The sequence below is a fragment of the Agrobacterium vitis genome, from assembly GCF_014926405.1.
Taxonomy (GTDB): Bacteria; Pseudomonadota; Alphaproteobacteria; order Rhizobiales; family Rhizobiaceae; genus Allorhizobium; species Allorhizobium vitis_H.
Window position 1 is genome coordinate 1,154,271 of sequence record NZ_JACXXJ020000005.1, and the last position, 19,041, is coordinate 1,173,311.

The following is a 19,041-nucleotide window of genomic DNA, read 5'->3' on the forward strand; positions in this document are numbered from 1 at the left end:
CCGAAACATCTGCAGTCGGGGTGCATTGGGTTCCATCTAAACCTGACATACTCTAGGGAATATCTGAAACGCCCTCTTGCAATTCCGCCTCAGGTCGTTGAAAACGCTGCTTACGCGGACGTGGCGAAACTGGTAGACGCAAGGGACTTAAAATCCCTCGGAGCAATCTGTACGGGTTCGACCCCCGTCGTCCGCACCAATGATACATTTTGTCATTGAAATAATTGCGTTTTTTGGTATTTTAAAAGTTCGGAATGCACATAATGTTCCGCCCGTGTATCACATGCGACCATTAGATTTCAGCCTCTAAACTCTGGCCATCGCGGAGATGCTAAAGACTGTTGGTTTTTTTCCTGTCCGTGGCGGAGGCGACTTATGTCCTTTTTTCTCTTTCACTATAAATCAGTAAAATAGGGCGCAACATTAGGTCCCTGAGGCAGAAAGCAGAAGCGCGAAGTCCGCCGAAGGCAGATGAGTCCTACTGACTGTTAATCTCTGCGGGTAAAGATCGCTACAACGCGGCCAAGTATCTCGATCCCGGATTTCTGTATGACGACTGGATCTCCGTAGGCTGCACGATTGTCAGAAATCATCATGATTTCATTAGGTTTCGGCATAATCTTGATCCGCTTGAATGCGACTCCGTCACTGACCTTTATCGCATAGATGTCGTCTGTCGTGATCGAAGCATTTTTGGTGTCGACAAAAACCGAAGAGCCGCGTTGGATCGATGGCTCCATACTGTCTCCCACCATCTGGTATACCCGCAAGCCTGCGCCCATCCTCGAACCGACATGCGTCGGGATGACCCATGTGCCGCCGAGCTGGTCTGGAATAACCGACACCCGCCCATTGGCCGAACTCATGGTGATGGATTGAGCCATGACGTCCTGACCTTCTCTCACAGCTAGGGGATCATCAGGGTACTTGAACCTTTCCGTATACAAAGCGTTTATGAGTTCCGCGTTCTTGCGCTTGGGGCGGTTCTCGTTTCTCAGCCATTTGCTGACGACGCTTTGCGTTGCACCGACATTCTCGGCTGCCTGCCATTGCTTCCAGCCTTCTTCCTTGATGAGGCGTCGAAGTCGATCAACAACGATATCACCTGTGACTTCATCTCTTGGTTCCATCTATCACCTCCGTTTGAGCTTTAATGCCATAATTGAATAGAAAATAAAATTCTCTGATGACTTTCTGTGCTGACTTTATCAATGCCGTATGAAAGTTTGCGTCATGCCAAAGGACGCAATCAATATGATTTACGTGATCTGAAAAGAACTTTTCTGATTGGCTAAACACGAGTTCGAAGAAATTGCGGGCTCTTCCCAATCGACGGTGCGCAACGCGGTGAGGATCAGATCTGAATTAACGCAATGAATTCATTGAATTAGAATTCAGGACGCAATTAACTTTCTAGTGCAAGTGCGTCCGCACTAACCACAACTGATTGTTCCGCCATCCTTGGAATTTTCCAAGGCAAAAATAGACCACGTTTTTCCAGAAAAGACGAATAAAAACATATAGATCGCTAGTTCGGTGTGAACCTAACAGACTGTTGCCGTCATTTGATTGCTATCTTCCCTAACTGACTTTGTGTCCCATCGCGGTCTTAATCTTAAGTATAAGAAAATTAGAATTCACTAAAAATTAGATTTTACCCGGTAGTTTTCAAGGGTGCCGCCGTATCAGCCGACCGTTGCAGACCAATCATTCTGTGCGGTTTGGCGGGGACTGGAGCCGGTTCGGCGCGCCAAAAATTTACCCCCACATGTACTCGAAGGTCGAGCCACCTTGAGTTACGAGGCAATGAGATGAAAAACCTATCAATCATCGGGAAATTTCTGTCGATCATGGCGCTGTTCGGGTTATTTACCATCGGCATTGCGGCCTATTCCGGAGCGAAGCTGAAATCCATCGACGCAGCGTATAGCGGTTTGTTGGAGCAGGAATCCGCTGCTTCGCTTTACCTGGCGCGCGCCAATCGGTCGATGCAGTCTGCACGGGCCTCTTTGGCCGATATCATGTTATCGCGTACGGACGCACTCAATCAGTCCGCCGTAAAGGAATTCGAGACGGCTCGAGGTTCTTTCGTGACGTTCATGGATACAGCGACAAAGGCGCTTCCTGATAATCCCGACATCGCCGCGCTTAAAGCGGATACTCTGAAAATTCTCGATCAGACCTGTGGCAATGCCATGCAGGCGGGTAAAACCGCTACCACCGATGATGAGGTCACAAAATCCCAGTCGACTTTTCTGAAGGAATGCCAGCCTGAGTTTGCAAAGATTTCGCCGCGCTTTACCGAAGTCGTTACGACAATTAGCAAGGCTGCCGATGCAGAAAGTAACGACCTGACTGATATGACCAATAGCACGGTGATGACGACTGTGGTTGGCGTGCTGGTAGGCTTGGTTCTCGTTCTGACAATCGGCTTTTTCGCCATCCGCGCCTGGCTGGTTGTGCCGATCCGCGAACTGGCCAGCAAGATGGGCATTTTGTCCGGCGGTGATCTTTCGGCAATGGTCGAGGGAACAGATCGTCGTGATGAAGTTGGTGTCATGGCGCGTGCCGTGCAGATCTTCAAGGATAACGGGCTTGCCGCTCGTGAGCTGGAAAAACAGGCTGCGGCAGCCCGCGACATGAGCGAAGTGGAACGTCAGCGCGTTGCCGAGGCCGATGCCAAGCGCGCCGCTGAAATGGCCCAGGCAACGTCTGGTCTTGCGGAAGGCTTGAAGCGGCTTTCGGCTGGGGATCTCACGTTCCAGCTTACCCAGAATTTTGCCAGTGAATTCGAAGGTTTGCGGACTGACTTCAACAGCACGGTTGAGCAATTGCGTGACACGATGTCGTCCGTTGCCATCTCGACCAGCTCGATTGACAGCGGTTCGCGAGAAGTGAGCCAGAGCGCCAACGATCTGTCGAAGCGTACCGAACAGCAGGCAGCCTCGCTGGAAGAAACCGCAGCGGCGCTGGATCAGATCACCACCAATGTCTCCAATTCCTCCAAGCGTGCGGAAGAAGCCCGGGCGATGGCCGTCCAGGCCAACCAGTCGGCCCGGCAGTCCGGCGAAGTGGTCTCGAATGCCGTCAACGCCATGCAGCGGATCGAGCAGTCGTCCAGCCAGATCTCCAACATTATCGGCGTGATCGATGAAATCGCCTTCCAGACCAATCTTCTGGCGCTGAATGCCGGTGTGGAAGCGGCGCGTGCAGGTGAGGCTGGTAAGGGCTTTGCCGTGGTCGCCCAGGAAGTGCGCGAACTTGCCCAGCGCTCTGCCCAGGCTGCCAAGGAAATCAAGGACCTGATCCGCAATTCCGCCAGCGAAGTTGAAAACGGCGTCAAGTTGGTGACCGCAACCGGTGAAGTTCTGAAGGTGATCGAAGGCCATGTCGTCGCCATCAACGGCCAGCTTGATGCCATCGCCATTTCGGCCCGTGAGCAGTCTGTCGGCCTGTCTGAGGTGAATATCGCCGTCAACCAGATGGACCAGGTCACCCAGCAGAATGCCGCCATGGTGGAAGAAGCCACCGCTGCCAGCTCTTCACTGGCCAATGAAGCTGAAAAGCTGCGCCATCTGGTCGGCCAGTTTCAGCTTGGTTCAGGTTCCGGAGCAGTAGTCAATGCGGGCCCTTCCGGCGGCAGATCCACTGGTCCTGTTCCAGCCGGCGCCGGGCAAAGGCCTGTCGCGTCACCCGCCCGCCGCATGGTCGGTCAGGTCGCCAAGGCACTCGGCATGAATACCGCAGCCAAGCAGGAAAGCTGGGAAGAGTTTTAACACCATCTGACAGCATCGGATTTTCCGAAAACCGGTGCTTATTTCTCGGCTCTATCCTCTCATTGCTCAAGCCGCCCTGCGTTTTCTCTCACGCAGGGCGGCTTGCTGTTTGGCGGATGGAGGAACAAGACATCTGGGACGAGCGGCAAGGGCGAAAAAAGGTCTTGGCCGATAATTTCGTCTCTCTGTTTGGTCCAGTCTCGCAAAAATGACGTTACAGCGATATGCATCAAAGAAATGCATGAAAGCCGCCGCACGATTTCCGATCCGTTGCCTGGTCGTCACCTTAAATCGGACCCGATTGAGGGAATTATGCGGTTAGCCAAAGATAGTTTCAGTTCGTCAAAGCTCGTCAAAGTCCGTTAGAAGGCCCCGCCATGTCCGATTCCACCTCCGTTTCCCCGTCTCAAGTTGTCACCGCCGCCATGCTTGCCATAGGTGATGAATTGCTGTCTGGCCGCACCAAGGACAAGAATATCGGCCATCTGGCCGATGTGCTGACCCTGGCCGGTATCGACCTCAAGGAAGTGCGGATTGTCGCTGATGAGGAAGAGGCAATCGTCGAGGCGCTGAATGCGCTGCGTAGTCGCTATAACCATGTGTTCAGCTCGGGTGGCATTGGCCCGACCCATGACGATATTACCGCCGATGCCATCTCAAAAGCTTTCGGCCTGCCTTGTCTGCATGACGAAAAGGCCATGGCACTGATGGCGGAAATGTATGCTCGCCGCGGCCTGGAATTTACCGAGGCGCGCCAACGGATGGCCCGCATGCCGCAAGGCGCGGAGCATATTGCCAATCCGGTTTCCACCGCGCCGGGATTCCGGGTGGAGAATGTCTATGTCATGGCCGGTGTCCCGCAGGTGTTTCAGGCGATGCTGGAAAATGTCGTCAAAACTCTGCCCGGCGGCGTCCGTGTTCTGTCGCGGGCCATTGCCTGCCCCTATGGCGAAGGCGAGATCGGCACGGCGCTGGCCGCCGTTCAGAAGGCGCATCCGCAGACCAGTATCGGTTCTTATCCCCGCTATGACGGCGCCAAGGGCTTCCACACCGAACTCGTGGTGCGGGCGAGGGCCGAAGATGTTCTGAATGCCGCTGTTCTTGATGTCGAGGAGATGATCGCGACAATTACCGGCGGTAAAACCGTGCTGGAGGCCTGAGAATGTCCCACGTGGCTGAGACTTGAGTGGGACTCCAGATCAGCCTTGAGCGAAATCCCAATTCAGCCTTGAGCGAAATCAAGGAACCGGCGTGGTTTCGGCGCATTATCTTTTTCGGTGGTTGGGCGGGATGACGCAAGCGTGTCTTCCTGTCGCCCAGACCACGATGCAGTATGCTTTTGCTCGGACGATGTTCGGTCGGAGCAATTTGCGGGGAGATGACAATGGCTTACAAGACAATTCTGAGCGTTCTCGACAACCGCCGTACGGCAGCGCAGGTTTCTGATTTTTCCATTGCGTTGGCCGAACAGTTCGGGTCCCATGTCATCGGCGTTCATTGCGAAGCAGTCGCCGGCATGCCCCTGATCGCGCCGATGGAAATACCCGATCCGGTTGCGGTACAGGCCATGCAGGATCTGGCCCATAAGGAAACCGGGGCTATTGAGGCGATCTTCGCCGAGGTGGCGCGGCGCGAAGGCGTGTCGACCGAATGGCGCAATTTCGTGACCTCCGTCGGTTCGACAGGTTCGTTTGTTGACAGCGCCCGCTGCGCCGATCTGGTCGTGGCGGCCCAGGGAGAAAGCGGTTCGCTTTCAGATAACCGCAGCGAATTGGAAACGGCGTTGTTTGATAGCGGCAGGCCCGTGCTTCTCGTTCCTTATATCCTGAAGACGCCGCGGCCTATCAAGCGGGTGCTGATTGCCTGGAATGGGTCGCGTGAAGTGGCACGCGCCACATTCGATGCCCTCCCTTTCCTGAAACAGGCTGAAAGCGTTGAAATCTTCTCGGTGGTCGATAGCAGCGGTGACGATCTTTCACGCAGCCTGCCCGGCGCCGAAATTGCCGCGACGCTGAGCCGCCATGATATCAATGTCACCGTGACCCAGCAGGATCAGGAGCAATTGAAGGCGGCAGCGCATATCGAAAACCGCTTGTCCGACCAGAGCATCGATCTGTTGGTGATGGGCGCCTATTCCCACAAGCGCTGGTGGGAAGTGCTGTTCGGTGGCGTGACCCGCACGGTGCTTGACTCCATGACGGCACTGACTTTGCTATCACGTTAAAAGCCTTGGGCTTGCGCGCTGATAGGCGCTGAATTGAAAAATGTGTTGACGTAAGGCATTCGGTTTCCAACCGGATGCCTTACTGTTTCCGGCATCCTCTTTCCGTCTCTTGCCTTCATGGGCAGATTGCCGCTATAGCACCGAGAAAGACAAGGAGCCGAAAGGGCTTTTGCGCAAGGTCTGCTGCGCCCATGGCTCTTCCAGCCGGGCGGTTTCCGGGCCGATGCGCAAGCTGGATGGCGTCACTGTCTTCGTTTTTGCTGCGATGACGCGGCGGGCGGTTGAAACGCGAAGCGCTTCGGTTGCCTTTCCTTCTGTCTTTTCTTGATGCGCGGAGCCCTTGCATGTCTCTTCCCGATAAAGCCTTTCCCGTTGCCTGGGATCAATTCCATCGTGATGCCAGGGCGCTTGCCTGGCGCCTGGCCGGGCTTGGGCAGGAGTTTCGCGCCATTGTCTGCATCACCCGGGCGGGCTGGTGCCAGCGGCGATCATTTCGCGTGAGCTGAATATCCGCCTGATCGAGACGGTTTGCGTCGCCTCCTATCACGACTATGTCAACCAGGGCGAATTCAACCTGCTGAAGGGCATCACGCCGGAATTGCTCACCAATGGCGGCGAAGGTGTGCTTGTTATCGACGACCTCACCGATACCGGCAAGACCGCCACCGAAGTGCGCTCAATCATCCCGAAGGCGCATTTTGCCTGCGTCTATGCCAAGCCGAAAGGCGTGCCGACGGTCGATACATTTGTCACCGAGGTCAGCCAGGATACCTGGATCTATTTCCCGTGGGATATGGGCTTTACCTATCAAGAACCGATTGCAAAGGGATCCAAGGGCTAAAAGCCTTGCATCCTATGGATTTGCGCAATTGATCACGGACAAAGCGCTGGCCGAGGTTATGATGCAGAAATCAATCTGTTGTTGATAATGGATTGACTGATGCTGATTGCTTCTTTTCTTCCCGCTGTCCTGGCGCTGCTTCTGGCGCCGGGACCGACCAATACGTTGATGGGCGTTGCTGGTGCTCAAGGCGGCCTAGGGCGCGTGCTGCGTCTCCTGCCAGCGGAACTGGCGGGCTATCTGACGACCATCCTGCCGCTGGTTTATCTGGGAGATCAGCTGATGGCGCGCTGGCCTGCCGCTGCCGTCCTGCTGAAAATCGCCGCGGCGATCTGGGTGATGGTCATCGCCTTCAAGCTTTGGCAGATGCCGGGGCAGGGCAATGCGCTCAATCCCATCACAGCGGGCCGGATCTATCTGACGACCGCGCTCAATCCCAAGGCATTGGTGTTCGGTCTCGTTCTTCTTCCCGCTCCTGGCAATCCGAATTTCCTGCCTTGTCTTGGCCTGTTCTGCCTGCTGGTCAGCGCAGTGGCCTTGCTTTGGGGCTCTGCCGGGCGATTGACCCAGGCAGGGCATGGCGGCCAGGGCAGATTGCATATCCTCCAGCGTGTCGCCGCTGTCTGGCTCACTTTCGTCTCGGTTTCTCTTATCGTTGGCGTTGTGACGGCGGTTTAGTCAGCTAAATAGCCCCTTCGATCATTTGCCTGACCCAAAATGCCAAAAGCCCCTGCGCTTTTTCAAACGCAGGGGCTTTTGGATTTCGTGGCTTTTGGAGGAAGAATAAAAACTTCTGCGCTCTGATTACGCCACCGCGCGATACTCACCCCGTCTATTATCTTCCAGCCGGAACTGTTCAATCTGCACCAGCAGCTGTCGGGATTCGCTGGCCAGGACCTGGCTGGCAGCCGTGGTTTCTTCGACCATGGCGGCGTTCTGCTGGGTCATCTGGTCCATGTGGTTGACGGATGTGTTGATTTCAGCAAGCGCCGCCGACTGTTCCTGAGCGGCGCGGGCGATGCTCGCCACATGGCCATTGACATGATCAACCAGGCCGACGATTTCGTTGAGAGCTTCGCCGGTGGACAGAACCAGTGAGACGCCACCCTTGACTTCATCGGCGGAGGTGTTGATCAGCGCCTTGATTTCGCGGGCCGCATTGGCCGAACGCTGGGCCAGTTCGCGGACTTCCTGGGCAACAACGGCAAAGCCGCGTCCGGCCTCTCCGGCGCGGGCGGCTTCAACACCGGCATTCAGCGCCAGGAGATTGGTCTGGAAGGCGATTTCGTCAATCACCGAAATGATCTGGCTGATCTTTTGCGAGGATTGCTCGATCCGGCCCATCGCATCAATGGCGCTACGGACGATTTCGCCGGACTTGCCGGCGCTGTTGCGGGTCTGCTCCACCATCTGGTTGGCTTCATGGGCGCGTTCAGTGGAGGTGCGGACCGTCGTGGTGATTTCTTCAAGCGCTGCTGCTGTCTCTTCCAGGGCCGCAGCCTGCTGTTCGGTCCGGCGGGCCAATTGGTTGGCGGCTGAACTCAGTTCGCCGGAATTGTCGGTAATCGTACCCGAAGCGCCGCGAATGCTTTGCATGGCTTCGCGAAGCGTTGCCATCGCGTGGTTGACGTTGCTCTGCAATTCGGCGAAGGCGCCCTGGAAATTGCCGCGCATATCCTGGGTGAGATCGGAAGAGGAGAGGGCGGCAATCACCCGCCGCACTTCGGTGACGCCGAGATCGACATTGGCCACCAACTCGTTGACGCTGGAGGCGAAGCGTTGCAGGTCGGCATCCTCGTAGGATTTGGTGATGCGCTGCGAGAAATTACCCGCGGCTGCCGAGGCGACAATGCTGCTGATGCTGGATTGCAGATCCTTGCTCTGACTGTTAAGCGCGGCTTCCTGGGCTTCCATTTCCTGCATCTGCAATCTGTTGGCCCGGAAGATTTCCAGGGCGCGGGCCATTTCACCGATTTCGTCGCCGCGCTCTGTGCCCGGAATGGCGTCGCCCAGGGCGCCTTTGGCAATCCGGTTCATATTGTCGGTCAAAAGGCGGATCGGATTGACGATGCCGCGACGGGCAATCAGCGTGCTGACCGCAACGCCGAGAACGATGCTGATCGCAGCGGTCGACAACAGCGCGATCATCGTCAGCTGCGAGTCGGCAATGGCATTGCTGCGGGCCGCAGACAGGGTTTTGGCGGAATAGGTGCTGTAGACCTTGACCGCCGCCGTCACCGCTTTTTGTCCATCAAGTGCCTTGGAAAGCTCCTTGGCCATCACGCCGGGTTCCTTGGCGGCGTCGGTGCCTGCCACTTTCACCATCTGGCGGATCTGGTCGAAATAGGTGTTGAGTGTCGTGCGAACATCCTGCAGTTGCTTCTGCTCGTTTTCATCGGCGGTGGCCGCGATCTTTGGCAGGCGCGCCAGCATTTCGCTGGAGCGCGTTTCGGTTTCCTTGGCAAAATCAGCGGCCTTTTCCGGCGCGAAAGCCAGCTGATAGGTCATGCGGCTGATGGCGATAATGTCGACGCGCAGGTCCATGGCCTCGCGGGCCACTTCTTCACGCTGTCCGGTATTTTGAAGCGAGGCACCAAGCGAAGACAGGCCGAAGGCGCCAGCAGCGGCAATAGCGCCTGCCGCAACGCCCATCAGCACCACAAGAAGGCTGACCTTCTTCAGGATAGACAGATTACTGATGGTCATGACCAAACCTTAAGCGCAGCCCGGCGCTCTCATGGCGACTGGCGCAGCATATCTAGGCATGGACATCATTCCAGACCCTGGTCCCGATATAGTTGTCCACAAACATTAATATCCCTTTAGTTCGTTTGGTAATTAGCAAGACATATTCCCTGTGTATTAAAGGGTTTCCTGATGGAGGCGAGCACGGTCAGGGCGTTCTTGGGCACAAAAAACCTCCGATTCGTTTCGGTATAGAGGCAGGCAAGCGGCGGCAGGCCTCTGTCGTCTTGCTTGCGTGCCACGATGTGACGGTGGATAAAAAAAACCTTCACCCAGCGTTAATCATGAAGCTTTTCCGCCAAGCCTATGAATTCTCTAGGCTAGCCTCTTTCCCCGTTTTCCACAGATGCTGACCACAACATATAGGGTTCATATTTTCGATACAGACCAGCTCTTGCGCTTGCTCGCAGGCAGGGTTAATGAATTGGTTGTTGCGGCGGCGGCTGAACCGAGATGTCTACGAGGTCGGTTCAAATCAGCGAACATCATCAGGTTTGAAACGGTCATGGCTTCCACGCTTTGACCGCGCGGATATCCTTGTGAATTTTTCTGGCGCGCTGCGGCCATTTGCTCTGGCATGAAAACGCTGTTGATACTATATTTAGTGTCTAGCGGATAAGGCTGGCGCAAGATACAGAGCGGACCATCATTATGATCGGCCTCGCTCCGAAGAGAGCGAACCAACGGCAAGCCGCTTGAACGTGGTGCCGTAAAACCTATTCTGCGCCCTTTTCCGGGTGCTTGGACCAACGAGGACTAGCCAGATGCGCATCGAACGCCGTTTCACCAAGCCCGGCCAGTCGCCCTATGCGGAGATTGAATTCCGCAAGGCGGTAAGCGAAATCAAGAACCCGGATGGCTCTGTCGTCTTCCGGCTGGCCGATATCGATGTGCCCGCGCAGTTCAGCCAGGTGGCGGCCGATATTCTGGCCCAGAAATATTTCCGCAAGGCTGGCGTGCCGAAGATCTTGAAAAAGGTCGAGGAAAACGATGTTCCGTCTTTCCTGTGGCGTTCGGTTGCCGATGAAAAGGCCATGAAGGATCTGCCTGAAGACGAGCGCTACGGTTCGGAAACCGATGCGCGCCAGGTCTTTTCGCGTCTGGCCGGCACCTGGGCCTATTGGGGCTGGAAGGGCAAATATTTCACCTCAGAAGAAGACGTTCTCGCCTTCCGCGATGAGCTGGCCTATATGCTCGCCACCCAGCGCGTCGCGCCGAATTCTCCGCAATGGTTTAATACCGGCCTGCATTGGGCCTATGGCATTGATGGTCCCGGCCAGGGCCATTTCTACATCGATCCTTTCACCGGCAAGCTCACCAAGTCCAAGTCGGCCTATGAGCATCCGCAGCCGCATGCCTGCTTTATCCAGTCCGTCGAAGATGATCTCGTCAACGAAGGCGGCATTATGGATCTGTGGGTGCGCGAAGCCCGCCTGTTCAAATACGGCTCCGGCACCGGCTCGAACTTCTCCCATCTGCGCGGCGAGGGCGAAAAGCTGTCGGGCGGTGGCAAGTCTTCCGGTCTGATGAGCTTCCTGAAGATCGGCGACCGCGCCGCTGGTGCCATCAAGTCTGGCGGCACCACACGCCGTGCGGCCAAGATGGTGGTTGTGGATATCGACCATCCTGATATTGAAAACTACATCGACTGGAAGGTGAAGGAAGAGCAGAAGGTTGCAGCCCTCGTCACCGGTTCCAAGGTGGTTGCCAAGCATCTGAAGGCGATCATGAAAGCCTGCATCAATTGCTCCGGCGATAATGATGCCTGCTTCGATCCCAATGAAAACCCGGCCCTGAAGCGCGAAATCCGCGCTGCCAAGAAGGATATGGTGCCGGAAAACTACGTCAAGCGCGTCATCCAGTTCGCCCAGCAGGGCTATAAGGATCTGGAATTCAAGACCTATGACACGGATTGGGATTCGGAAGCCTATCTGACCGTCTCGGGCCAGAATTCCAATAATTCCGTTTCGCTGCGGGATGACTTCCTGCGCGCTGTGGAAGATGATGGCGACTGGAACCTTACCGCCCGCCGCGATGGCCGGGTGATGAAGACCCTGAAGGCCCGCGACCTCTGGGAAAAGATTTCCTACGCCGCCTGGGCGTCCGCCGATCCGGGCCTGCATTTCAACACCACCATGAACGACTGGCACACTTGCCCGGCGGCTGGCCCGATCCGTGCCTCCAATCCGTGCTCGGAATATATGTTCCTGGACGACACCGCCTGCAATCTGGCTTCGCTGAACCTGTTGCAGTTCAAGGATGCCGACACCAAGAAGATCGACATTGCCGATTACGAACATGCCGTTCGCCTTTGGACCGTGGTGCTTGAAGTCTCCGTAATGATGGCGCAGTTCCCTTCGCGCCAGATTGCCGAACTGTCCTATGAATACCGCACGCTCGGCCTTGGCTATGCCAATATCGGTGGCCTGCTGATGTCTACTGGCATTCCCTACGACTCGGCGGAAGGCCGCGCCATCTGCGGTGCGCTGAGCGCCATCATGACCGGCGTTTCCTATGCCACGTCGGCTGAAATCGCCTCCGAGCTTGGTCCGTTCCCCGGCTATGCTCCAAACCGCGACAACATGCTGCGCGTTATCCGCAACCATCGCCGCGCTGCCCATGGCCTGTCTGAAGGCTATGAGGGTCTTGCCGTCGATCCTGTGCCACTGGTCCATGCCGAATGCTCCGATCCGGCTCTGATTGCCCATGCCAAGGCGGCTTGGGACAAGGCGCTGGAACTGGGCGAACAACACGGCTACCGCAATGCTCAGGTCTCCGTCGTTGCTCCGACCGGCACGATCGGTCTGGTGATGGATTGTGACACCACGGGCATCGAGCCGGATTTCGCCCTGGTGAAGTTCAAGAAGCTGGCCGGTGGCGGCTATTTCAAGATCATCAACCGCGCTGTTCCCGAAGCCCTGCGCACGCTTGGCTATACGGAAAGCCAGCTTGCCGAGATCGAAGCCTATGCTGTCGGCCACGGCAATCTCAATCAGGCGCCGGGCGTCAACCCCGGTTCGCTGAAGGCCAAGGGCTTTACCGACGAGAAGATCGAGGCTGTCAACGCGGCCCTGGGCGCTGCCTTCGACATCAAGTTCGTCTTTAACCAATGGACCTTGGGCGCTGATTTCCTGAAGGAAACGCTTGGCGTCAGCGCTGAACAGCTGACCGATATGAGCTTCAACCTGCTGGAGCATCTGGGCTTTGCCAAGAAGGATATCGAGGCTGCCAATATCCATGTCTGCGGGGCGATGACGCTGGAAGGCGCGCCGTTCCTGAAGAAGGAGCATCTGGCGGTGTTCGATTGCGCCAACCCCTGCGGCAAGATCGGCAAGCGGTATCTGTCTGTCGAAAGCCATATCCGCATGATGGCAGCGGCCCAGCCGTTCATCTCGGGCGCGATTTCCAAGACCATCAACATGCCGAATGAAGCAACGGTGGAAGATTGCGGCGCAGCTTACATGCTGTCCTGGAAGCTGGCGCTGAAGGCCAATGCGCTTTACCGCGATGGCTCCAAGCTCAGCCAGCCGCTGAATTCCTCGCTGATCGAAGATGAGGATGATGAGGACGCGCTGGAAGACCTGATGTCCCAGCCGCAGGCTGCCCAGGCCGTGACCATTACCGAACGGATCGTTGAGCGGATCGTTGAGCGGATTGTCCGCGAACAGGAAAAGCTGCCGACCCGCCGCAAGGGTTATACCCAGAAGGCCAAGATCGGTGGTCACACCATCTTCTTGCGCACCGGCGAATATGACGATGGCCGTCTTGGTGAAATCTTCCTCGACATGAACAAGGAAGGTTCGGCGCTGCGTGCCTTCATCAACAACTTCGCCATCTCGGTCTCGCTCGGCCTGCAATATGGCGTGCCGCTGGAAGAATATGTCGATGCCTTCACCTTCACCAAGTTCGAACCGGCGGGCATGGTAACCGGCAATGACGCCATCAAGAACGCCACGTCGATCCTCGACTACGTGTTCCGCGAACTGGCGATCTCTTATCTGGGCCGCAACGATCTGGCCCATGTTGACACGTCCGACTTCTCCACCACGGCGCTTGGCCGCGGCGTGAAGGAAGGCAAGGCCGACGTGGTCTCCAAGGGCCTGACCCGTGGCTACAAGCCGACCCTGGTCTCCAGCAGCCAGGCCGGAACCGCCGAACCCCGTGGTGCTGCAAGTGCCGCTCCAGCCAAGGCTTCGGGCAATGTTGCCGCCTTTTCTGGCAATGCCGCCCGCAAGCTGGAAGTGACGACAGCCATTTCCACCTCCGAAGTCGTGTCCTTCAAGCGCGATTACGAGGAACGGGCCGCCGAACTGGTGGAAGACACGGTCACCGAAACCCTGTTCTCCGACGCCGCCACCGACGAAGCCGAAGCCGCCAAGGCCGAAGCCAAAAAGCTCGAAGCCGCCCGCCGCATGCGCTCCATCGCCCAAGGCTATACCGGCAACATGTGCTCCGAGTGCCAGAACTTTACGATGGTACGGAATGGGACATGCGAGAAGTGCGACACGTGTGGATCGACGAGTGGGTGCAGCTGATTAGCTGAGGTTTGAAACGAATTTGGCCCGGGTGAAAGCTCGGGCTGAAATGCAATGCGGAACGAAACAGGAATCAACCCCTGACTGAAACTTCGCATAAAAAAAGCCGACATCGACGATGCCGGCTTTCACGAATATCCAGTTAAGGCATTCGTGCGATGAGAAACAAAACTTCCCACCACTGTTGCAAGTCGGTTCTAAAGGAAGTTGGACGTCGAGTCGAGTTGATCTTAACGTTTTCCAAAGCGTAAAGCGCAGAACGGACGAACGAAATTGAAATCGTCTAATCGACCATCAGAGCACGAGTTCTCCTCGCATGTTAAAAAAGAAGTGGCGCAGCGGGCAGGGTTTGTGTGTTCCCGCTGTAAAGCAAGAACAGTCGGCGCATCGGCTGTTGATACAGAGCATTCCCTATCGGTTGGAGTGGCCGCTCACATTCATGCGGCATCTCAACTTGGACCAAGATACAATCCTCTGTTGCGAGCCGAAGAAACTGCAGACATTTCCAATGCAATTCATCTGTGTGCTTCCTGCTCAGTCTTGATCGATAAAAATGGCGGACAAGACTTTTCGCCCGAGAACCTGAGAAAAATAAAAACTGATCATGAATCGGAAATGTTCCTTGAAATCGGACGTCAACCAGAAAATAAATTCATCGATGTAGCTGGTACGCACGAGGCTTCCGGTATAGGCAACGTAACAGGATTGGAAATAAACCAGTCGGTCCGAATTTTACCAGGCACAGTTGTTCGCGCATCTGGCATTGGGCATATAATTGGCACGAAGATAGGAGGCTGAAGGTGAGTGTTTCAGTTTCTTATGGAATGAAATGTAACAGTTGCAATTCAAGAATAGGTACATTTGTTACAGTTGGTGCAGGCGCTGATTCCGAACGGTGTCCCCGTTGCTCCGGGCAACTTGTTGCCGATAGCAATTCATCTCCAATCTACTCGAATTTTTCATGTAGTTGCGGTGCTCGAATTGGATTGGCCGTCGGGTTACGAAATTGCCCGCAGTGTAACCGCACTATTTAGTGAATACGGAAATGTTTTAGGTCTGTTAGATGAATAGGCCTGAAGCATTAAGGGTAACGAAAACACCGTTAATTTGCCTCAAGCATGTGTTTTAAAGAAAATACGGTGAATTTAGTGAGTTCTAGCGGTGCAAATAGTGTTCGTGCTGTGATGTTCCTTATGGTTGCCTATCTGAAGCGTATGCTGACGAACCGGAAGACCAGCAAAATGACGGTTTGTAGAAGAACGTTTCCGTCCTACCTCTCTCTTGCGGGAGAGGACAAAAATCATGATCTTAGCGACCGTTAAGATCATGATTTTTTAGGTGAGGGATGCGCTCAGTGGTCCTTGAATGATTTGAACCCGGACATCACAAATGACCGAGCGGCTCTATCGTTCGTGAAAAATCTTTCCCACCGGCTGGCAGTTTTCAATAGTGGGTGCCAGCACGGTGTGGCCGTCAGCGATGACGCCGTTGACCATGGGGCAGATGAAAAGCACGCCTTTATAGCTCATGGTCTGGCGGTTGTTGATATTGTGAACGGCTGCACTGAGGAATATCTGGATGTTTCGGAACATGTATACGCCTGCGGAGGCGTTTTCCGAGATCACCTCTTTCTCCCGCGCTTCAACCACCACGCCGTCGGTCATCTTCAAATAGCTGTAGCAGTTTTCGCTTGAGGCAAAGACCGGCACGATTGCGCCGCATCCTTCCGTCGAAAACAGTGTCTTCGGGTCGTCAGGTCCGCTTGCGAACAATATGTCGGCCAGATCGATGATGACGGGCTCGTCTGGCGCAACGAGCGCCATTGCTGCCAGAACCGAGAACAGAGCGCCTCCGGTCAGGTCGGAGAGCGTCACTATGCGGCAGCCGGGCCATCTCAGGCGCAGATATTCAGCAAGCTCCGCGAGGTTCGCAACCTCGCGGATGACGAAGATGTAATCCTCTGGCCGAAGCCGGTTCGCCCACGCCCGGTCACCCAAGGCAGAGTCGATCAGCGGCTTTCCGCTGAGATCCACCAGCGGTCTAAAGCCATATTTCGGGGTCCACAAATCAGGCCCGGCAAGGGGTACGATGCATTTCATGCTTATCAAATCAGCCTAAGATAGGCCTCCAGATCGGGAGGCGTGCCTATACCGTGCATGGCGTCGGGAGCGACATGATAGACGCCGACCCTGGCTCCCTGTTTGATCAGGTAGTTGTAAACCGGGCAAACATAGAACTCGTTGTTAGACCGGTCATTGTGGGCGATCATATCGGTCGCGGCATCGATGAAATCGCGGGCGCGTCTGAAATAATAGATGCCAACGGTCGCGTTGTCGGAAATCGCCACCTTTTCTTTCACCTCATCGACCAAGCCATCATCGTTCACATGAGCGAACGACCATTTCGGGTCTCGATCCTTGTCCTTGAAGCAGAGAATTGAGCCATCCAGATCGCGCTCCAGTGCATCTTGAATGTAATCGGCGCAATCGAAATCGACGATCTGGTCGCAATTGGCAATCAATAATGGGGCATCGGGATCAAGATGTGTCCGCGCCGTCAAGACGGTGCAAGCAGCACCCTCGGTTACGAAGTTGATCGGCGAAAATGCGAGATCGCCATGAGCTTTCAAACCACTGACGACATCGGGTTCCGCATCCAGATGGTCCTGCCGGGCGATCAGGACGAAGCGCGCATGATCGAGGCGCAGATTGTCCATGACACGCTCGATCATCGTCTTGCCTTTCACGTCGATGAATGGCTTTGGCTTGAGATAACCGACTTGCGCAAACCGGCTGCCAAGGCCCGCCATCGGAATGACGACCTGAACCTGACGGGCGGGCTTGGTCATCGCGGCAACCTTGTCCCGGATCTCGTTCTGATAGAATTCGATGCGCTTGGGCGAGTAGAACGAGATATAGCTGTCGGATGGAATCTCGTGTTGGACGATCTTGCCACCGGCGAGAATGACCTCGTTCAGAACCGGGGAAAGATAGTATTTTCCACCAAACGGGTCGGCTTTCAGCAAATAATTCTGGGCAAATTCCACAAATAGGCTGCCGCTTCTAAAATAATAATATCCAGCAATCGCCTTGCGGCTCAGAACGCGCTTTTCCGCCGTTTCTATGACATATCCAGACTTATCCTCACGGATATAGGACCAGCGGGGGTGTACGGAATTGAAGGTCACGACACCGGCATCGGCCTGCGAGCGCGTAAAATCTCGTGCAATGCCCGCCAGATCCGCGTCGATAATCTGGTCGCCATTGCAGATCACCAGAGGATCGTCGTCCACAATATGATCGACGGCCATCAGCGCCGAGCACACAGCGCCCATGGTCGGATTGTTCAGTTTGATAACGACGGTGCTTTCGCCAGCCAGCAATTTCAAAATTGAATCGAGACTGTATTCAAGCGCATCCTGATTAAGAACGATAAAGATGAACTTCGCGGAGGCATCGCGGTTGCGGATACTGTTGACGACGAGCGAGATCATCGGCGAACCGTCGATTTCGATCAGAGGCTTGGGGAAATGAAACTCGTCCTTTGGGAAAAGATCATCCTTCGACGCGATGGGGATAAGATATCTCATGTGAGGGCCGATTCGATCTTGGTGATTTCGTTCATGATACGCTCATAGGTGACGTCGTTGGTCGATCCCACCACCAGGACATGGGCGCCTGAGGAGCGGGCGGCCTGTATGCCGTGATCGTTATCTTCCAGGATCAGGCATTCCTCCGGCTGCAATTGCAGCCGGTCGATTGCCGTCAGGTAGATTTCGGGATCGGGCTTCGCCTTGCCGACATCCTGATTGGATAGAAAGAAATCCAGGTATTTCAACAGATCAGCCTGGCGCATCATCGCCTCCACGCTCGATCTGACGGAGTTTGAGCAGACGACGATATGCTTTCCCTCCCGCTTCAGGCGCGCGAGGGCGTATTCGTGATGGAAGACCGGTTGGCATTTTTCGACGATGACCTGATAGGTCATCTTCTGTTTGAGCGTGTTGAGGAAATCGTGCAGCCTTGGCGGCAATCCCCGCGTCTTGGTCAGCATTTCCAGTTTTTTGCGTGTTGGCAGGCCGTCATAGACGGCGAGATGTTCGGTGCGGCTGATATTGAGCCCGAGAAGCGCCAGCGCGTCATTCAGCGTCTCGTAATGCCATTCCTTGGCATCGATCAGAACGCCGTCCATGTCGAAAAGCACTGCCTTGATCATAATGTCCTGTCCGTCTGGTTCATGGCTGGCTTATCCCCATTTCTCGGCGGCGAGATGCGGCAAGTCGGTGCAGATCGAGATGTCGTCACCTGTCAGATCACCCCAAACATCCCAGGCGGCGGTATGATCACGCCCGTGCAGTTCTGGAGAGACGAGCGCCACCTTCTTGCCGGCGTCGAGATGCTTCTGGATGACATCAGGAGTGATCCAGTCGGAATAGAAGGCATCCAGCCACACGCCTTGGGCCTTGTCATAAAAGGGAGGCAGCGGTTCGAGTTCGGAATGGCGGGTATAGGTTATAAAGCCATTATTGAGATAGCCGATGGCATCTGGAACAGCCATATCGAAGCAGAACAGATCGGTTATCCCGGCCCCCTCCAACGAGGCGCGGAGCGCCTTGTGCAGGCCGTCTGCCTTAATGTTCATGGCAATCGTGCCTGATCCGGCATAGCTCTTGTGCAGATCCAAAAAATAGTCGAGATCCATCACTTGGTCGCCGACGGGCATGTCATGCGCGATTTTCAGCACGCCATTCTGGTCGCGCGTGTCCGTCTCGACCCCGAATCCATTTTCAAAGGCGCGCCTGAAAGCCGTTTCACTGTTTTTTTCGACAGGTTCCAGCCACCAGCCCCTGTGCGCGAGAATTTTCATCGCTCTTTCCATTCAAACGTTGCGAAATAGGTGCTTCACCGGCCACCGCAAATT

The 19,041-nt window shown here is 55.4% G+C and carries 13 protein-coding genes, 1 tRNA gene and 1 pseudogene; 8 read left to right on the forward strand and 7 right to left on the reverse strand.

Translation table 11 applies throughout. The features are described 5' to 3' along the window. Nucleotides 1-114: 114 nt before the first annotated feature. A tRNA-Leu gene (locus IEI95_RS16525) sits at nucleotides 115-199 on the forward strand. Nucleotides 200-488: 289 nt separating this feature from the next. Here IEI95_RS16525 and IEI95_RS16530 read toward each other — a convergent pair. Continuing rightward, nucleotides 489-1,130: a LexA family transcriptional regulator gene (locus IEI95_RS16530; protein WP_194416779.1), complete on the reverse strand. Its 642-nt coding sequence runs from the start codon at nucleotides 1,128-1,130 to the stop codon at nucleotides 489-491. Nucleotides 1,131-1,811: 681 nt separating this feature from the next. Between IEI95_RS16530 and IEI95_RS16535 the strand changes: the two genes are divergently transcribed. The 5 genes and pseudogenes from IEI95_RS16535 (at nucleotide 1,812) to IEI95_RS16555 (ending at nucleotide 7,519) form a co-directional block, all read left to right on the forward strand. Then, nucleotides 1,812-3,776, forward strand: coding sequence for a methyl-accepting chemotaxis protein (locus IEI95_RS16535; RefSeq protein ID WP_194416780.1), 1,965 nt, complete (start codon nucleotides 1,812-1,814; stop codon nucleotides 3,774-3,776). Between the two features lie 377 nt (nucleotides 3,777-4,153). Beyond that, nucleotides 4,154-4,936, forward strand: coding sequence for a competence/damage-inducible protein A (locus IEI95_RS16540; protein WP_194416781.1), 783 nt, complete (start codon nucleotides 4,154-4,156; stop codon nucleotides 4,934-4,936). 224 nt (nucleotides 4,937-5,160) lie between these two features. Next, nucleotides 5,161-6,000 (forward strand): putative universal stress family protein, encoded by an 840-nt coding sequence (locus tag IEI95_RS16545; RefSeq protein WP_015916291.1) that lies wholly within the window; start codon nucleotides 5,161-5,163, stop codon nucleotides 5,998-6,000. Between the two features lie 344 nt (nucleotides 6,001-6,344). After that, a pseudogene (gene gpt, locus IEI95_RS16550) lies at nucleotides 6,345-6,841 on the forward strand (xanthine phosphoribosyltransferase). Between the two features lie 99 nt (nucleotides 6,842-6,940). Next, complete coding sequence (locus tag IEI95_RS16555; RefSeq protein ID WP_156536256.1) at nucleotides 6,941-7,519, forward strand: hypothetical protein; 579 nt, start codon at nucleotides 6,941-6,943, stop codon at nucleotides 7,517-7,519. A 126-nt stretch (nucleotides 7,520-7,645) separates the two neighbouring features. Here the strand turns inward: IEI95_RS16555 and IEI95_RS16560 are convergent, their stop codons facing one another. Both IEI95_RS16560 and IEI95_RS16565 read right to left on the reverse strand, forming a co-directional pair. After that, nucleotides 7,646-9,547, reverse strand: coding sequence for a methyl-accepting chemotaxis protein (locus IEI95_RS16560; protein WP_156536257.1), 1,902 nt, complete (start codon nucleotides 9,545-9,547; stop codon nucleotides 7,646-7,648). Nucleotides 9,548-9,955: 408 nt separating this feature from the next. Beyond that, nucleotides 9,956-10,165, reverse strand: a complete 210-nt coding sequence (locus tag IEI95_RS16565) for a hypothetical protein (RefSeq protein ID WP_156536258.1) — start codon at nucleotides 10,163-10,165, stop codon at nucleotides 9,956-9,958. A gap of 185 nt (nucleotides 10,166-10,350) precedes the next feature. Here IEI95_RS16565 and IEI95_RS16570 point away from each other — a divergent pair, with 185 nt between their 5' ends. Together IEI95_RS16570 and IEI95_RS16575 are read left to right on the forward strand one after the other, a co-directional pair. Then, nucleotides 10,351-14,121, forward strand: a complete 3,771-nt coding sequence (locus IEI95_RS16570) for a vitamin B12-dependent ribonucleotide reductase (RefSeq protein WP_194416782.1) — start codon at nucleotides 10,351-10,353, stop codon at nucleotides 14,119-14,121. 273 nt (nucleotides 14,122-14,394) lie between these two features. Then, nucleotides 14,395-14,919 (forward strand): hypothetical protein, encoded by a 525-nt coding sequence (locus IEI95_RS16575; protein WP_194416783.1) that lies wholly within the window; start codon nucleotides 14,395-14,397, stop codon nucleotides 14,917-14,919. Between the two features lie 605 nt (nucleotides 14,920-15,524). On the opposite strand, the gene IEI95_RS16580 is transcribed toward IEI95_RS16575, so the two are convergent. From IEI95_RS16580 to IEI95_RS16595, 4 genes are read right to left on the reverse strand one after another with little or no spacing between them, the layout of a single operon-like run. Next, nucleotides 15,525-16,220 (reverse strand): glycosyltransferase family protein, encoded by a 696-nt coding sequence (locus IEI95_RS16580; protein ID WP_194416784.1) that lies wholly within the window; start codon nucleotides 16,218-16,220, stop codon nucleotides 15,525-15,527. Between the two features lie 5 nt (nucleotides 16,221-16,225). Further along, complete coding sequence (locus tag IEI95_RS16585; protein WP_156636773.1) at nucleotides 16,226-17,710, reverse strand: glycosyltransferase family 2 protein; 1,485 nt, start codon at nucleotides 17,708-17,710, stop codon at nucleotides 16,226-16,228. Then, complete coding sequence (locus IEI95_RS16590) at nucleotides 17,707-18,336, reverse strand: HAD family hydrolase (protein WP_015916283.1); 630 nt, start codon at nucleotides 18,334-18,336, stop codon at nucleotides 17,707-17,709. Before IEI95_RS16590 ends, IEI95_RS16585 begins: the two co-directional genes overlap by 4 nt. A gap of 30 nt (nucleotides 18,337-18,366) precedes the next feature. Then, on the reverse strand, nucleotides 18,367-18,987 hold the full coding sequence (locus IEI95_RS16595; RefSeq protein ID WP_041696699.1) for a phosphatidylinositol-specific phospholipase C/glycerophosphodiester phosphodiesterase family protein: 621 nt from the start codon (nucleotides 18,985-18,987) through the stop codon (nucleotides 18,367-18,369). Nucleotides 18,988-19,041: the final 54 nt, after the last annotated feature.

Bases quoted from the DNA above. Each gene is read 5' to 3' on its own strand.
- IEI95_RS16530 (WP_194416779.1), bottom strand. From the start codon at position 1,130: ATGGAACCAAGAGATGAAGTCACAGGTGATATCGTTGTTGATCGACTT.
- IEI95_RS16535 (WP_194416780.1), top strand. From the start codon at position 1,812: ATGAAAAACCTATCAATCATCGGGAAATTTCTGTCGATCATGGCGCTG.
- IEI95_RS16540 (WP_194416781.1), top strand. From the start codon at position 4,154: ATGTCCGATTCCACCTCCGTTTCCCCGTCTCAAGTTGTCACCGCCGCC.
- IEI95_RS16545 (WP_015916291.1), top strand. From the start codon at position 5,161: ATGGCTTACAAGACAATTCTGAGCGTTCTCGACAACCGCCGTACGGCA.
- IEI95_RS16555 (WP_156536256.1), top strand. From the start codon at position 6,941: ATGCTGATTGCTTCTTTTCTTCCCGCTGTCCTGGCGCTGCTTCTGGCG.
- IEI95_RS16560 (WP_156536257.1), bottom strand. From the start codon at position 9,547: ATGACCATCAGTAATCTGTCTATCCTGAAGAAGGTCAGCCTTCTTGTG.
- IEI95_RS16565 (WP_156536258.1), bottom strand. From the start codon at position 10,165: ATGCCAGAGCAAATGGCCGCAGCGCGCCAGAAAAATTCACAAGGATAT.
- IEI95_RS16570 (WP_194416782.1), top strand. From the start codon at position 10,351: ATGCGCATCGAACGCCGTTTCACCAAGCCCGGCCAGTCGCCCTATGCG.
- IEI95_RS16580 (WP_194416784.1), bottom strand. From the start codon at position 16,220: ATGAAATGCATCGTACCCCTTGCCGGGCCTGATTTGTGGACCCCGAAA.
- IEI95_RS16585 (WP_156636773.1), bottom strand. From the start codon at position 17,710: ATGAGATATCTTATCCCCATCGCGTCGAAGGATGATCTTTTCCCAAAG.
- IEI95_RS16590 (WP_015916283.1), bottom strand. From the start codon at position 18,336: ATGATCAAGGCAGTGCTTTTCGACATGGACGGCGTTCTGATCGATGCC.
- IEI95_RS16595 (WP_041696699.1), bottom strand. From the start codon at position 18,987: ATGAAAATTCTCGCGCACAGGGGCTGGTGGCTGGAACCTGTCGAAAAA.